The sequence below is a fragment of the Amycolatopsis sp. NPDC050768 genome (assembly GCF_040654155.1).
GTDB lineage: Bacteria > Actinomycetota > Actinomycetes > Mycobacteriales > Pseudonocardiaceae > Amycolatopsis.
Genome location: NZ_JBFAHL010000009.1, coordinates 163,823 through 176,337, shown reverse-complemented (window position 1 = coordinate 176,337; position 12,515 = coordinate 163,823). Strand labels below are relative to the sequence as shown.

The 12,515-nt window shown below is 67.9% G+C and carries 14 protein-coding genes; 13 read left to right on the top strand and 1 reads right to left on the bottom strand.

The window, feature by feature from the left end; all coding sequences use genetic code 11:
* Window positions 1–7: 7 nt before the first annotated feature.
* The 13 genes from AB0H62_RS26560 to AB0H62_RS26500 all read left to right on the top strand — a co-directional run bounded on the left by AB0H62_RS26560 (window position 8) and on the right by AB0H62_RS26500 (window position 11,490).
* Entirely contained in the window at window positions 8–901 is an 894-nt protein-coding gene (locus AB0H62_RS26560) for a LysR family transcriptional regulator (RefSeq protein WP_354874937.1), read from the top strand.
* Window positions 902–1,033: 132 nt separating this feature from the next.
* Window positions 1,034–1,441, top strand: a complete 408-nt coding sequence (locus AB0H62_RS26555; protein WP_220244474.1) for a hypothetical protein — start codon at window positions 1,034–1,036, stop codon at window positions 1,439–1,441.
* A gap of 15 nt (window positions 1,442–1,456) precedes the next feature.
* Window positions 1,457–2,473: a phenol 2-monooxygenase gene (locus AB0H62_RS26550; protein WP_220244473.1), complete on the top strand. Its 1,017-nt coding sequence runs from the start codon at window positions 1,457–1,459 to the stop codon at window positions 2,471–2,473.
* Entirely contained in the window at window positions 2,470–2,754 is a 285-nt protein-coding gene (locus AB0H62_RS26545) for an MmoB/DmpM family protein (protein WP_220244472.1), read from the top strand. The genes AB0H62_RS26550 and AB0H62_RS26545 overlap by 4 nt, the downstream gene beginning before the upstream one ends.
* A 3-nt stretch (window positions 2,755–2,757) precedes the next feature.
* Window positions 2,758–4,284, top strand: a complete 1,527-nt coding sequence (locus AB0H62_RS26540; RefSeq protein ID WP_360588827.1) for a YHS domain-containing protein — start codon at window positions 2,758–2,760, stop codon at window positions 4,282–4,284.
* A 1-nt stretch (window position 4,285) separates the two neighbouring features.
* Complete coding sequence (locus AB0H62_RS26535) at window positions 4,286–4,606, top strand: phenol hydroxylase subunit P4 (RefSeq protein ID WP_220244470.1); 321 nt, start codon at window positions 4,286–4,288, stop codon at window positions 4,604–4,606.
* A gap of 14 nt (window positions 4,607–4,620) precedes the next feature.
* Entirely contained in the window at window positions 4,621–5,673 is a 1,053-nt protein-coding gene (locus tag AB0H62_RS26530) for a 2Fe-2S iron-sulfur cluster-binding protein (protein ID WP_220244469.1), read from the top strand.
* 24 nt (window positions 5,674–5,697) lie between these two features.
* Window positions 5,698–6,798, top strand: a complete 1,101-nt coding sequence (locus AB0H62_RS26525) for an enolase C-terminal domain-like protein (RefSeq protein ID WP_220244468.1) — start codon at window positions 5,698–5,700, stop codon at window positions 6,796–6,798.
* A 27-nt stretch (window positions 6,799–6,825) separates the two neighbouring features.
* A complete protein-coding gene (gene catA / locus AB0H62_RS26520; RefSeq protein ID WP_220244467.1) occupies window positions 6,826–7,671 on the top strand; it encodes a catechol 1,2-dioxygenase in 846 nt (281 codons plus the stop codon).
* Window positions 7,672–7,678: 7 nt separating this feature from the next.
* Window positions 7,679–7,960, top strand: coding sequence for a muconolactone Delta-isomerase (catC, locus tag AB0H62_RS26515; RefSeq protein ID WP_266118206.1), 282 nt, complete (start codon window positions 7,679–7,681; stop codon window positions 7,958–7,960).
* Window positions 7,961–8,204: 244 nt separating this feature from the next.
* Window positions 8,205–9,512, top strand: a complete 1,308-nt coding sequence (locus AB0H62_RS26510) for an FAD-dependent oxidoreductase (RefSeq protein ID WP_220244465.1) — start codon at window positions 8,205–8,207, stop codon at window positions 9,510–9,512.
* Window positions 9,509–9,898, top strand: coding sequence for a hypothetical protein (locus AB0H62_RS26505; RefSeq protein ID WP_220244464.1), 390 nt, complete (start codon window positions 9,509–9,511; stop codon window positions 9,896–9,898). Before AB0H62_RS26510 ends, AB0H62_RS26505 begins: the two co-directional genes overlap by 4 nt.
* The gene (locus tag AB0H62_RS26500; protein WP_360588823.1) at window positions 9,895–11,490 is read left to right on the top strand and encodes a ubiquinol-cytochrome c reductase cytochrome b subunit; all 1,596 of its coding nucleotides are present in this window, start codon (window positions 9,895–9,897) and stop codon (window positions 11,488–11,490) included. Before AB0H62_RS26505 ends, AB0H62_RS26500 begins: the two co-directional genes overlap by 4 nt.
* A 98-nt stretch (window positions 11,491–11,588) precedes the next feature.
* Here AB0H62_RS26500 and AB0H62_RS26495 read toward each other — a convergent pair whose 3' ends face one another.
* Window positions 11,589–12,509, bottom strand: a complete 921-nt coding sequence (locus AB0H62_RS26495; RefSeq protein ID WP_360588821.1) for an amidohydrolase family protein — start codon at window positions 12,507–12,509, stop codon at window positions 11,589–11,591.
* Between the last annotated feature and the right edge of the window lie 6 nt (window positions 12,510–12,515).

Here is a 12,515-nt window from a genome sequence, read left to right as displayed (position 1 = left end):
GGTCCGGATGGAGCTGCGGCACCTGCGGTACTTCGTCGCCGTCGCCGAGGAGTGCCACTTCGGCCGCGCCGCCGACCGGCTGCACATCGCCCAGCCCGCGCTGTCGCACCAGATCAAGCAGCTCGAGGCCGAGCTCGGCGTCGAACTGCTGACGCGCACCACGCGGAAGGTGCAGCTCACGCCCGCCGGACAGCGGTACCTCGACCGGGCCCGCGCGGTGCTGGCCTCGGTGGACGCGGCGAGCGTCGAGGCCGGTCGCGTCGCCCGGGGTGACGTCGGCCGGGTGGCCATCGGCTTCACCGGCTCGGCCACCTACGAGCTGCTGCCCTCGCTCGCGCGGGTGCTGCGCCGCGACTTCCCGGGCATCGAGCTGGACCTCAAGGGCGAGATGCTCACCCCCGACCAGGTGACGGCGCTGGTGGAGGAGACCCTCGACATCGGTTTCCTCCGCCCGCCCGTCCGCGAGCCGGGGCTGGTGGTGCAGGTGCTGCGCCGCGAGCCGCTGATCGCGGTGCTGCCCGCCAGTCACCCGCTCACCGACCGTGACACTGTGCGGCTCGCGGACCTGCGCGACGAGCCGTTCATCTGCTACCCGTCGCGGCACCGTTCGGTGGTCTACGACGCCGTGTTCGACGCGTGTCAGCAGGCCGGGTTCGTGCCGTCCGTGGTGCAGGAAGTCGGCGAGACCTCCACTTTGGTCTCGTTCGTCGCGGGTGGGCTGGGCGTCGCCCTGGTACCCGCGTCCGTGCGCCATCTGCAGATCACGGGCTCGCAGTACCGGCCGCTGGCGGGCACGACCCGTGAGGTCCAGCTGGCCGCCGCGACGCGCGCGGACGACCTCTCGCCGCACGTCGCCAAGGTGCTCTCGCGCGCCCACTCGCTGCTCGGCGGCCCGCGCTGAGCCATCGCGATTGATAAGCCGCATCTATCGATCGTGAAGTTGTAAGTATTTCTCATTTCCGAATCCGTCGGAAACAATCGTGAAATGCCAGGTATTCCCTGGTCGAGGTTTTCCCGGACTCAAGGAGGAGCCGTGACCCCGTTCATGCTGGCTGTCCAGTCGTTGCTGGACGGGGAGGAAGCCCCCGTGCCGGCCACCGAACCGGCCGCCCCGAGATCGGTGGCCGTGGCCACCGACGAGCAGGTGATCATCCGTTCCCTCGCCGAGCAGCTGGTGTGCGAAGCCAACGCGATCCTCCGCGAGCACGGGCCGGTGTTCAGCCTCGTCGACGACAGCAACGACGGAGAACTCGCTTTCACCGTGGGCTTTTCCGACCGCAGCGCGCGCATCCGCACCGCGATGTCCGGCCGGGAAGCGACCGTGCAGCTCGTGATCGCCGGTGAAGCCGACGAGGTCCCGCGGCGCCTGGCCGGCGACGAGGAGCTCCGGGCGCTGCTGCTGAGCCTGCTGAGGCTGGACCCTCTCCCCGCCCACCACTGACCTGGAAGAGGACTGATGCAATACGAACTGCGGTATCAGGTCATCGAGCCGAAGAGGCAGACCTACCAGAACGTGATCGACCGGTTCGGCGACCAGCCGGCCAGCCGCTACCTCGAGGCGACGCTCGACGTCGAACCGCGCGAGAACTTCCACTACCGGCCCACGTGGGACCAGCACCGTGAGCTCTACGACGCGGACTACACCGTGTTGAAGCTCAAGGATCCTTACAGCTACACGGATCCGCGCCAGTTCTACTACACGCCGTACGTCACCAACCGGGCGAACCTGCACGACGAGTTCACCAAGCAGATGGCGTACCTCGAAGAGCGCGAGCTGCTGGCGAAGCTGCCCGCGGCGTGGCGCACGGTGCTCACCACGGCCATCCTTCCCTTGCGCCACTACGAATCCGGCGCGCAGATGGTGAGCGTCGGTGGTGCACGGTTCGCGTACGGGACCTCGCTGGAGCAGTGCTGCACCTTCGCGGCGTTCGACCGCATCGGCAACGCGCAGATGCTCTCCCGCGTCGGCATCGCGCTGGGCGCGGGCACGGGTGACCTGCTGCAGGTCGCCAAGCGCGAGTGGCTGGACAGCGAGCACTTGCAGCCGCTGCGCCGGTTCACCGAAGAAGCCATGGTCACGCCCGACTGGGCCGAGGGCCTGGTCGCGGTCGACCTCGTGGACTCGCTGATCTACCCGGTGCTCTACCGCGAGCTCGACGAGATCGCGCTCACCAGCGGCGCCGGCGCGTACAGCCTGTTCACGCAGTACCTGCACACCTGGTTCAAGGACCAGCGCAAGTGGCTCGACGCGCTGATCAAGGCGTGGGCCGCCGACGGCGAACACGGCGTGGAGAACCGGGAACACCTGTCCCGCATCGTCGCGACGTGGAACCCCCTCGCGCACGAGGCCGCCACGGAGCTGGCGCGCGTCGTCGACCACCAGCTGCCCGACGCCGGCACGGTCGCCGCGCTCGCGCGCACCACGGCCGCCGCCGAACAGCGCTGGGCCCAGGTCACCGGAGGTGCGGCATGAGCGACACCCTGCGCCAGGTCGGCATCGACATCCAGGAGTCCGAAGAGAACCGCGGCCTCGTCGCCGCCATCCGGGCCGACAACCCGGAGCTGACCGTCCGCCACCTGCCGGGTCTGGTGAAGATCCAGGCCGCGGGCCAGATCGTGATCAACCGGGAGTCGGTGGAGCGAGAGCTCGGGCGGGAGTGGGAGACCGGCGAGTTCCAGCTGGCCATCGTCTCGTTCGCCGGGAACCTCTCCGAGTGGGACGACGACCGGATCATCGTGAAGTGGGAGCACTAGGACATGACTCAGACCGCACCGCGCCGCAAGCTGCCGCTCAAGGAGCGCTACGCGCTGCTCACCCGTGACCTGGACTGGGATCCCAGCTACGTCACGAAGGAACAGCTGTTCCCGTACACGAACTACGAGGGCATCAAGGTCCACGACTGGGACGGCTGGGAAGACCCGTTCCGCCTGACCGTGGACGCGTACTACAAGTACCAGGCCGAAAAGGACAAGCGGCTCTACGCCGTGCTCGACGGGTTCGCGCAGAGCCAGGGCCACCTGGGCCTTGCGGACGCCAGCTACCTCAACGCGATCAAGCTGTTCATCCAGGGCGTGACGCCGCTGGAGTACGCCGCGCACCGGCACTTCGCCTACCTCGGGCGCTACCTCGAAGGCCCGGCGCCGCGGTTCGCCGCGCTGTGCCAGAGCGTGGACGAGCTGCGCCACTGCCAGACGCAGATCCACACGATCAGCAACTACAACAAGTACTACGGCGGCTTCCACAGCTGGTCCAAGATGCACGACCGCGTGTGGTACTTGTCGGTGCCGAAGTCGCTGTTCGACGACGCCATGACGGCCGGGCCGTTCGAGTTCCTGATCTCGATCTCGTTCAGCTTCGAGTACCTGCTCACCAACCTGTTGTTCGTGCCGTTCATGAGTGGCGCGAGCTTCAACGGTGACATGCCGACGATGTCGTTCGGTTTCTCGGCGCAGTCCGACGAAAGCCGGCACATGACGCTCGGCCTGGAGGCCATCAAGTTCCTGCTGGAGCAGGACGAGGGCAACGTGCCGATCATCCAGGACTGGATCGACAAGTGGTTCTGGCGCGCGTACCGGATGTCCGCGCTGGTCGCCGGGATGATGGATTACATGCTGCCGAAGCCGGTGATGAGCTGGAAGGAGGCGTTCGAGCTCTACTTCGAGGACCAGATGCTCGGCGGTCTCTTCCCGGACCTGGAGTACTACGGCATCCGCCCGCCGCGCCACGTGCAGGACGCGATCGCCGAGAAGGACAAGCTGTCGCACGAGGTTTACAAGGTGCTGCACAACTTCTCTTTCGCCGCTTCGTTCACCACGCAGGCACCGAACGAGCAGCACATGAAGTGGCTGGCCGAGCAGTACCCGGAGACGTTCGACCAGCACTACCGGCCCGTGTGGGAGAAGCACCACCGCATCGAGGCCGGAGGTGGCCGGATGTTCTTCCAGGGTCTGCCGCAGCTGTGCCAGGTCTGCCAGATCCCCATGGTGTTCACCGAAAAGGACGACCCGGCGAAGACTTCCTTCCGCTCCAGCGAGTTCCGTGGCGAGCAGTTCCACACCTGCAGCGACGGCTGCCAGTGGATCTTCGAGCGCGAGCCGGAGAAGTTCGTGCAGGCGTGGCTGCCTGTGCACCAGATCTACCAGGGCAACTGCGGTGGCCCGTCGGTGCCGGAAGTCCTGGAGTGGTACGGGATCCAGGAAGGCGACAACGGCGAGTACAAGGGCTCGCCCGACCACAAGTCGTGGATCGGGTGGCACAACGGCGACGTGGAACAGGGAGTCTGACATGGCGGTGAAAGCTCTTTACGACTACGACTTCCCGTCGGCCGACCGCGCCGAGCTCTTCGGCGACGACCAGCTCGTCTACGTGCACTGGGAAGGCAACCCCCTGTTCTGCTCGGCTGCCTGCTTCCGCGTGCCGAAGGCCTTGGGCTTCGGCGAGTTCGTGGAGACGGTCGTCGGCCCCTGGGCCGCGTCCGACCCGGACTTCGACCCGACGGCGGTGCGCGACTGGCGGGTGAACGGCCGGCCACTCGACGGCTCCGCCGAAGCCCCGCTCACCGAACTCGGCATCGGCCACAAGGCGCTGCTGCAGTTCACCGCCTGAACGGAGAATTCGTCTTGACGACGCACACCATCCGCGTGGAACCGATCGGCGCCGAGATTCAGTGCCGGGAGGACCAGACCGTGCTCGACGCGTGCCTGCGCGAGGGCATCTGGCTGCCGCACGCGTGCACCCACGGCACGTGCGGCACCTGCAAGGCCCAGATCCTCGACGGTGAGGTCGACCTGGGCGACGCGTCGCCGTACGCGTTGCTGGAAAGCGAGCGCGACGAGGGTGCCGCGTTGATCTGCGTGGCCCAGCCGCGCGGCGACGTGGTGCTCGAGGGTGAAGTCGACATGGACGAGGGCGTCGGTGTCCACCCGGTGCGCGACTTCCGCGCCCGGGTGGACAGCCTCGACGAGATCGCGCCCGACGTCCGTCGTCTGGTGCTCGCGCTCGAGGAACCGATGCGGTTCAACCCCGGGCAGTACGTGCTGCTCGACGTGCCGGGTGGGCACCAGCGGCCGTACTCGATCGCCAGCACGCCGTCGAACGGGTCACTGATCGAGCTGCACGTGAAGCGCTCGGAAAACGGCGTCGCCACCGACGGCTGGGTCTTCTCCAGCCTGAAGGCCGGTGACGACGTGACGTTGTCCGGTCCGTACGGGCGGTTCTCGTTCCGTCCACTTCGGACGCAGCCGATCCTGCTGCTCGGTTCGGGCACCGGGCTGGCGCCGTTGAAGTCGATGATCCGCCACATCGACGAGGACGGCGGCGGACACCAGGTCACGCTGTACCACGGAGTGGCCACCAAGGACGATCTCTACGACCGGGAGTACTTCGAGGAGCTCGAAGCGCGCACAGACTGGTTCACCTACCGGCCGGCGCTTTCGCGCGACGACTGGGACGGCCGTTCCGGACGGGTTCCGGCGCTGCTGGCCGAGGACTTCCCCCGGGCGGGCGGGAACGTCGCCTACATCTGCGGCAGCCCGGACATGGTCTCGGACACCATGAAGGCGCTGATGAAGGCGCGGTTGTTCCCCCGGGACATCTACCGCGAGGACTTCTTCGACTCCGCCGACCGCGCCGCGGGCACCCACGTGGTGCGCAGTCCGCTGATCAGGCGCTGATCCGGCCCCTGTGAAAGGACCGCGATGAAAGTCACCGAAATCGAGGCGATCCCGTTCGCCATCCCGTACCGCAAACCTCTGCGGTTCGCGAGCGGCGAGGTGGACACGGCCGCGCACATCCTCGTGCGGGTGCACACCGACGAGGGTCTGGTGGGGACCGCCGAAGCCCCGCCCCGGCCGTTCACCTACGGGGAGACCCAGGGCTCGATCAAGGCCGTCATCGACTCGGTTTTCGCGCCCCAGCTGCTGGGGATGTCGCCGCTGGCCCGCGAGGCCGTGCACGCCAAACTCGACCGCACGGTGGGGAACCCGGCCGCGAAGAGCGCGATCGACATGGCGCTGTGGGATCTCATCGGGCAGAGCCTCGGCGTGTCCGTGACCGAGCTGCTCGGCGGCTACACCGACCGCATGCGCGTGTGCCACATGGTCGGGTTCGCGCAGCCGGGCGAGATGGTGGACGAGGCCGAGCGCGTGCGCGACCTCTACGGCATCACCACGTTCAAGGTGAAGGTGGGCCGCAAGCCGATCCGTCTCGACGTGGACGTCTGCCGCGCGCTGCGGGCCGCGCTCGGCGACGACGTCGAGCTCTACATCGACGGCAACCGCGGCTGGACGGCCTCGGAGTCGGCCGCCGCGTTGCGGGCGCTCGAGGACGTCGGCCTGCTGTTCGCCGAGGAGCTGTGCCCGGCCGACGACGTGCTCGGTCGCCGGTGGCTCGCCACGCAGAGCCGGATCCCGCTCTACGCAGACGAAAGCGCGACGCGGCCCGGCGAAGTCACGCGCGAGCTGCTGGCCGGCGCGGCGCACGGCGTCAGCATCAAAACGGCCCGCACCGGCTTCACGTACTCGCAGCGGGTTCTCAACCTGTGTGCCGGGCTCGGCGTCGAGGTCGTGCTCGGCAACCAGATCGACGGGCAGATCGGCTCGCTGTGCGCGGCGACGTTCGGGGCCGCGTTCGAGCTCACCTCGCGGCGGGCCGGTGAGCTGTCGAACTTCCTCGACATGACCGACGACCTGCTCGCCGAACCCCTGCGCATCGAGCACGGCGAGCTGCGCGTGCCGCAAGGCCACGGCCTCGGCATCCAGCTCGACGACGGCAAGCTCGCGCGCTACCGCCAGGACTGATTCCCACCACGAAGAGAGGTATTTGCCATGACTGAAGTCGTTTCGCCCACAGCCGCAGCTTCGGGTGCGTCGGCGACCGAGCGTTTCCAGGAGCGGGCCAAGGGTTCCGCCGCGGCGGACGCGGCCCGCGTGGACGCGATCGCGACGGACGCGCTGGCCGCGCTGCACGAGGTCGTCCGCAAGCACCAGCTGACCTACGACGAGTACAACGCCTTCAAGGCGTGGCTGATCCGGGTCGGCGAAGACGGTGAGTGGCCGCTGTTCCTCGACGTGTTCATCGAGCACGAGGTGGAGAAGGTCGCGAACGCCAGCCGCGAGGGGACCGCCGGGAGCATCGAAGGTCCGTACTACGTGGAGGGTGCGCCGGAGTTCGGCGCGGAAGGCACCCTGCCGATGCGCGAAGGCGAGGGCGGGCAGCCGCTGCGCTTCTTCGGCCAGGCGCGCTCGGTGGCGGGCGAACCGCTCGCGGGTGCGGTGGTGGACTTCTGGCAGGCCGACGACGACGGTCTGTACTCGCAGTTCGCGCCCGGCATCCCGGAGTGGAACCTGCGCGGCCGCTTCACCACGGACGCCGAGGGCAATTTCTCGATCCACACGATCCACCCGGCGCCGTACCAGATCCCGACCGACGGCGCGACGGGCGCGTTGATCGCCGCGGCCGGCTGGCACGCGTGGCGTCCGGCGCACCTGCACATCAAGGTTTACGCGCCGGGGCACCAGGTGATCACGACGCAGCTCTACTTCGACGGTGGTGAGCACGTCGGCGACGACATCGCCACGGCGGTGAAGGACGCGCTGATCCTCGCGCCGACCGCGGCTTCGTCGGGCGCCGGCGAAGAGGTCCGGTACGACTTCGTGCTCGACCCCGCCTGAGGCCGGCATGTTGTTCGCGGTGCGGATGGACGTCTCGTTGCCGCTGGACCTCGACCCCGGGTTCCGGGACGAGCTGCTGGCGACGGAGAAGGCGTACAGCCAGAAGCTGCAGCGGGAGGGGAAGTGGGTCCACCTGTGGCGGGTCGTGGGTGAGTACTCGAACCTGAGTGTGTTCGACGTCTCGGACAACGGCGAGCTGCACGACCTGCTGTGGAACCTGCCGTTGTTCAAGTACATGAGTGTCAGTGTGACGCCGTTGGCGCAGCACCCGTCTGCGTTGGTGGGCTGAGAGTTCTCGGGCGCGCGGGCCGGTTCGTCCGGCTCGCGCGCCCTTCTTGACATGGTTAATCGGGATGATTAATGTCCTGGTTATGAGGAGCCAAGGAAAGCTTGCCGTGAGCTTGTGACTTGAATCTGGATACTGAATATCCAGGTTCTGCGGTGTCCTGTGTGGTTGGACGACTGAGGGTACGAATCGGGCACGCGGTGGCAGGCTGACCTGGGTCAGGCTCTCGTGGAGAAAGGCTGGACGCATGGACGGGGATCCGACCAGAGTCGTCATCGTGGGCGGCGGGGTCGCCGGCTACCGCGCCGCTCGTGCGTTGCGGCGGTCTTTGCCGAAGGCGGCGGGGATCGAGATCGTGATCGTCAACGAGACGGACTACTTCCGGTACCTGCCGCTGCTTCCGGAAGTGGCTGCCGCCGTCGTCGACCCGCGGCGGGTGACGGTGTCGCTCCCGGCCGCCTTGCCCGATGTCCGGTTGGCTCTCGGCACGGTGACGGCGATCGCGCCGGAAAAAGATCGACTGTCCTATACGGACCCCGAGGGCGCGGTCCACGAGCTTCGTTACGACCGCCTGATCATTGCCGGGGGCAGCGTCACCAAGCTCCTGCCGATCCCCGGCGTCGCCGAACATGCGCACGGTTTCCGCGGTGTCGCCGAAGCCTTGTACCTCCGCGACCACGTGATCCGGCAGGTGGAGCTGGCCGCCGCCAGTGATTCACCGGAGGAGCGCGACGCGCGGTGCACGTTCGTCGTGGTCGGCGCCGGCTACACCGGGACCGAGGTGGCTGCCCAGGGCCCGCTGTTCACGAAGGCCATCCAGCGGCGGCACCGGGAGCTCGAAGGGCAGCGGACGCGCTGGCTGCTGCTCGACCTCGCTCCCCAGGTGCTGCCGGAGCTCGATCCGCGGCTTTCCCGGGCCGCGGATCGGGTCCTCCGCAAGCGTGGCGTCGAGGTGCTCACGGGCACCTCCGTCCGCGAGGCCACCACCGACGGTGTCTGGCTCACCTCGGGCGAGTTCGTGCCGACGCGCACCATCGCGTGGTGCGTCGGTGTCCGCCCGGACCCGCTGGTCGCCGGCGCCGGCTTCGAGACGCAACGCGGGCGCCTCGTCGTCGACACCACCCTCGCCGTCCCCGGCCACCCCCGCATCTTCGCCTGCGGCGAGGCGTCCGCCGTCCCCGACCTCACCCGCCCCGGCGAGGTCACCGCCATGACTGCCCAGCACGCCACCCGCCAGGGCACTCTCGCCGGCCGCAACGTCGCCGCCTCCCTCGGCTTCGGCATCGCGCGCGAGTACAAGCACCACGACCTGGGGTTCGTGGTCGACCTCGGTGGTGCGCAGGCCGCTGCCAACCCGCTGCACATCCCGCTGTCGGGCTGGGTCGCGAAGCTCGTCACGCGCGGTTACCACCTGCTCGCCATGCCGGGCAACCGCATCCGCACGGCGGTCGACTGGCTGCTGGACGCGCTGTTGCCTCGCCAATCCGTCCAACTGGGCCTGGTCCGGTCGGCCGCGGTTCCCCTGGACACCACGACTCCGGGTGAGCAGCGATGACGCCGGGGCCGGAGGTCGCGCGGCGGGTGAACGGCCATGCCGTGGTGAAGGATCCCCCGCTGGTGGTATGGATCGATCGGGTGCTGGCGGTGATCGTCGCGCTGCACTGCGCCGGCGTGGTGGCCCGCGCGGTGGTGCACCCGAGCGTGGCGTCGGTGGGTGTGGCCGTCGGGATCCTGGGGCTGTCGGCGGTGGGGATCTGGCGCCACTTCCGCACGCGCGGGCGGTCGGGCGCGGTGTTGCTCGGCGTCTCGATGGTGTTGTCGTTCGTGTTCGGAGCGTGGTTGGGGCCGGGAGTTGTCACAAATGGGGTGCTGTCCGTCGTCGAAGTGTTGGGCGCCGTGTTCGCGGTGGCCGTCCTGCGTAGGCGAGTGAGGATCACATGAGCTCACTGACCAGTCCGACCAAGTCCGACCCGGGCGCGCTCAAGGCCGCCGGCGTGGTGGCGAAGGCGGTCGACGACCGTTACCACGTGTCCAAGGGCCTGCGGCACCAGATGAACAAGGTGTTCCCGACGCACTGGTCGTTTCTGCTGGGCGAGATCGGGCTGTACGCGTTCATCGTGCTGCTGCTCAGCGGTGTCTACCTGACGCTGTTTTTCGACCCGTCGATGCAAGCGGTCACCTACCACGGCGTGTACACGAACATGCAGGGTCTGGAGATGTCGCGGGCCTTTGCCAGCACGTTGGACATTTCGATGGAAGTCCGGGGTGGGTTGTTCGTGCGGCAGGTGCACCATTGGGCCGCGCTGATCTTCATCGCGGCGATGTCGGTGCACATGTGCCGGGTGTTTTTCACGGGCGCGTTCCGGCGGCCGCGCGAAGCGACGTGGCTGATCGGCGCGACGCTGCTGATCCTGGGCATGTTCGAAGGCTTCTTCGGCTACTCGCTGCCCGACGACCTGCTGTCGGGCACCGGGATCCGGGCGACGTTGTCGGGGATCATCCTGTCGATCCCGGTGATCGGCACGTGGATCCACTGGGCCGTGTTCGGCAGCGAGTTCCCGGGTAATCAGATCATCCCGCGGCTCTACACGGTCCACATCCTGATCATCCCGGGCATCATGCTGGCGTTGATCGCCGCACACCTCGCGATCGTCTGGTACCAGAAACACACCCAGTTCCCCGGCGTGAAGCGCAAGGAAACAAACGTCGTCGGCATCCGGATCTTCCCGGCGTTCGCGCTGAAGGCGGGGGCGTTTTTCACGATCGTCACCGGCGTCATCGCGTTGCTGGCCGGGATGTTCCAGATCAACGCGATCTGGAACATCGGCCCGTACAACCCGTCGCAGGTCTCGGCGGGCTCGCAACCGGACTGGTATTTGGCGTGGGCCGACGGACTGCTGCGCATCTGGCCCGCCTGGGAGGTCTACCTCGGGAACTACACGATCCCGGCAGTGTTCTTCCCCGGCGCCATCGGGATGCCGCTGCTGTTCACACTGCTGCTGTCCTATCCGTGGATAGAGCGGCGGCTGTCGAAGGACACCGCGCACCACAACATCCTGCAACGCCCGCGCGACGCGCCCGTCCGCACGTCTCTGGGCATGATGGCGCTGGGCTTCTTCCTGGTGATCGAGCTGTCCGGCTTCAACGACATCATCGCCGACCAGTTCGACATCTCCCTCAACGCGACCACCTGGGCCGGCCGCATCGGCGTGCTGATCGTGCCGCCGCTGGCCTACTTCCTCACCTACCGCATCTGCCTGGGCCTGCAACGCGCCGACCGCGAGGTCCTCGAACACGGCATCGAGACGGGCATCATCACCCGCTCGCCCTCGGGCGGCTACCTGGAAATCCACCAGCCCCTCGGCCCGGTGGACGACCACGGCCACCCCATCCCGCTCGACTACCAGGGCGCGACGGTCCCCAAGAAGATGAACAAACTCGGCGCCGCCGGCCCCGCCGTGCCCGGCTCACTCCTGACACCCGACCCACCGGAGGAAACCGCGGCTGTGCAGCACGTCAAACGAGGTCACTGACCACGCCGGCCACCGCGACCGCCGGGGCGAATCTCCCGAGAGATTCGCCCCGGCGGATGCCTGAGCCGTGCCCGGATTCGAGGGATTCGAGGGAACGGCTATTTCCCGATCCCGAGCGACGCCGCGGTGTCGTTGAGCACGCCACGCAGCTGCTGCTCGTCGAAACCGGGGACCGCCTTGATCCGGTTCGCCCAGTCACCGGCGCGCACACGGGGAGCGTCCGTACCGAGTACGAGCCGGTCCGCGCCGAAGGAGTCGGCGAAGAACTTGATCGCGGCCGGGTCGTCGGTCAGCGTGGTGTCGTAGTACAGCTTCTTGAGCTCCTGGCGGGGATTGGTCTCCAGCCACTGGTCCTGGTGGATCGACTCGGTGATCTCCTCGAACCGCCGCCAGAGGTAGCCGATCGAGCCACCCATCGTGCCGATGATCCACCGGATGTCCGGGTACCGCTGCGTCACACCCGACACGACCAGGTGCGTCGTCGCCAGCGTTGCCTCCATGGGGCCGCCGTACTTCGGCCCCATCATGAACGCGTCGAGCCCGGTGGAGAACGTGTCGGGCGTGCCGACCGGGTGCACGAAGATGACCGCGCGGCGGCGGTTGAGCTCGGCCCAGAGTTCCTCGTAGGCGGGGTCGTCAAGCGAAGTGTCGATGGCGGTCGTGCCCAGGCCGATCCCGGCGAAGTGGAGTTCGTCGAGGCAGCGGACCGCCTCCGCGATGGCCTGCTCCGTGTGCGGGAGGGGAATCGCGCCGAAGGCTTCGAGCCGGCCGTCGAAGTCGGCCGCCTCGGCGTAGAGGTCGTTCGCGAACTTCGCGCAGTGCAACGACTGGCTCGCGTCTTCGAAGTACGGCTGGTTGTGGCCGAGCCCGAGCACCTGCAGGTTCACGCCGTCGGCCTCGAGCTCTTCGACCCGCGGGATCAGCTCGGGGCTATGCTCGGGCCAGACCTTCTTGCCGGCGACTCGGTCGAACTCCTTGGTGAGTGCGGGGGGAAACCAGTGCGCGTGAACGTCGATCACGATCGA

What these genes read in the sequence shown, in the direction of transcription:
- AB0H62_RS26560 (WP_354874937.1), top strand. Translation starts at nt 8, where the DNA reads ATGGAGCTGCGGCACCTGCGGTACTTCGTCGCCGTCGCCGAGGAGTGC.
- AB0H62_RS26550 (WP_220244473.1), top strand. Translation starts at nt 1,457, where the DNA reads ATGCAATACGAACTGCGGTATCAGGTCATCGAGCCGAAGAGGCAGACC.
- AB0H62_RS26545 (WP_220244472.1), top strand. Translation starts at nt 2,470, where the DNA reads ATGAGCGACACCCTGCGCCAGGTCGGCATCGACATCCAGGAGTCCGAA.
- AB0H62_RS26540 (WP_360588827.1), top strand. Translation starts at nt 2,758, where the DNA reads ATGACTCAGACCGCACCGCGCCGCAAGCTGCCGCTCAAGGAGCGCTAC.
- AB0H62_RS26535 (WP_220244470.1), top strand. Translation starts at nt 4,286, where the DNA reads ATGGCGGTGAAAGCTCTTTACGACTACGACTTCCCGTCGGCCGACCGC.
- AB0H62_RS26525 (WP_220244468.1), top strand. Translation starts at nt 5,698, where the DNA reads ATGAAAGTCACCGAAATCGAGGCGATCCCGTTCGCCATCCCGTACCGC.
- catA (WP_220244467.1), top strand. Translation starts at nt 6,826, where the DNA reads ATGACTGAAGTCGTTTCGCCCACAGCCGCAGCTTCGGGTGCGTCGGCG.
- catC (WP_266118206.1), top strand. Translation starts at nt 7,679, where the DNA reads ATGTTGTTCGCGGTGCGGATGGACGTCTCGTTGCCGCTGGACCTCGAC.
- AB0H62_RS26510 (WP_220244465.1), top strand. Translation starts at nt 8,205, where the DNA reads ATGGACGGGGATCCGACCAGAGTCGTCATCGTGGGCGGCGGGGTCGCC.
- AB0H62_RS26505 (WP_220244464.1), top strand. Translation starts at nt 9,509, where the DNA reads ATGACGCCGGGGCCGGAGGTCGCGCGGCGGGTGAACGGCCATGCCGTG.
- AB0H62_RS26500 (WP_360588823.1), top strand. Translation starts at nt 9,895, where the DNA reads ATGAGCTCACTGACCAGTCCGACCAAGTCCGACCCGGGCGCGCTCAAG.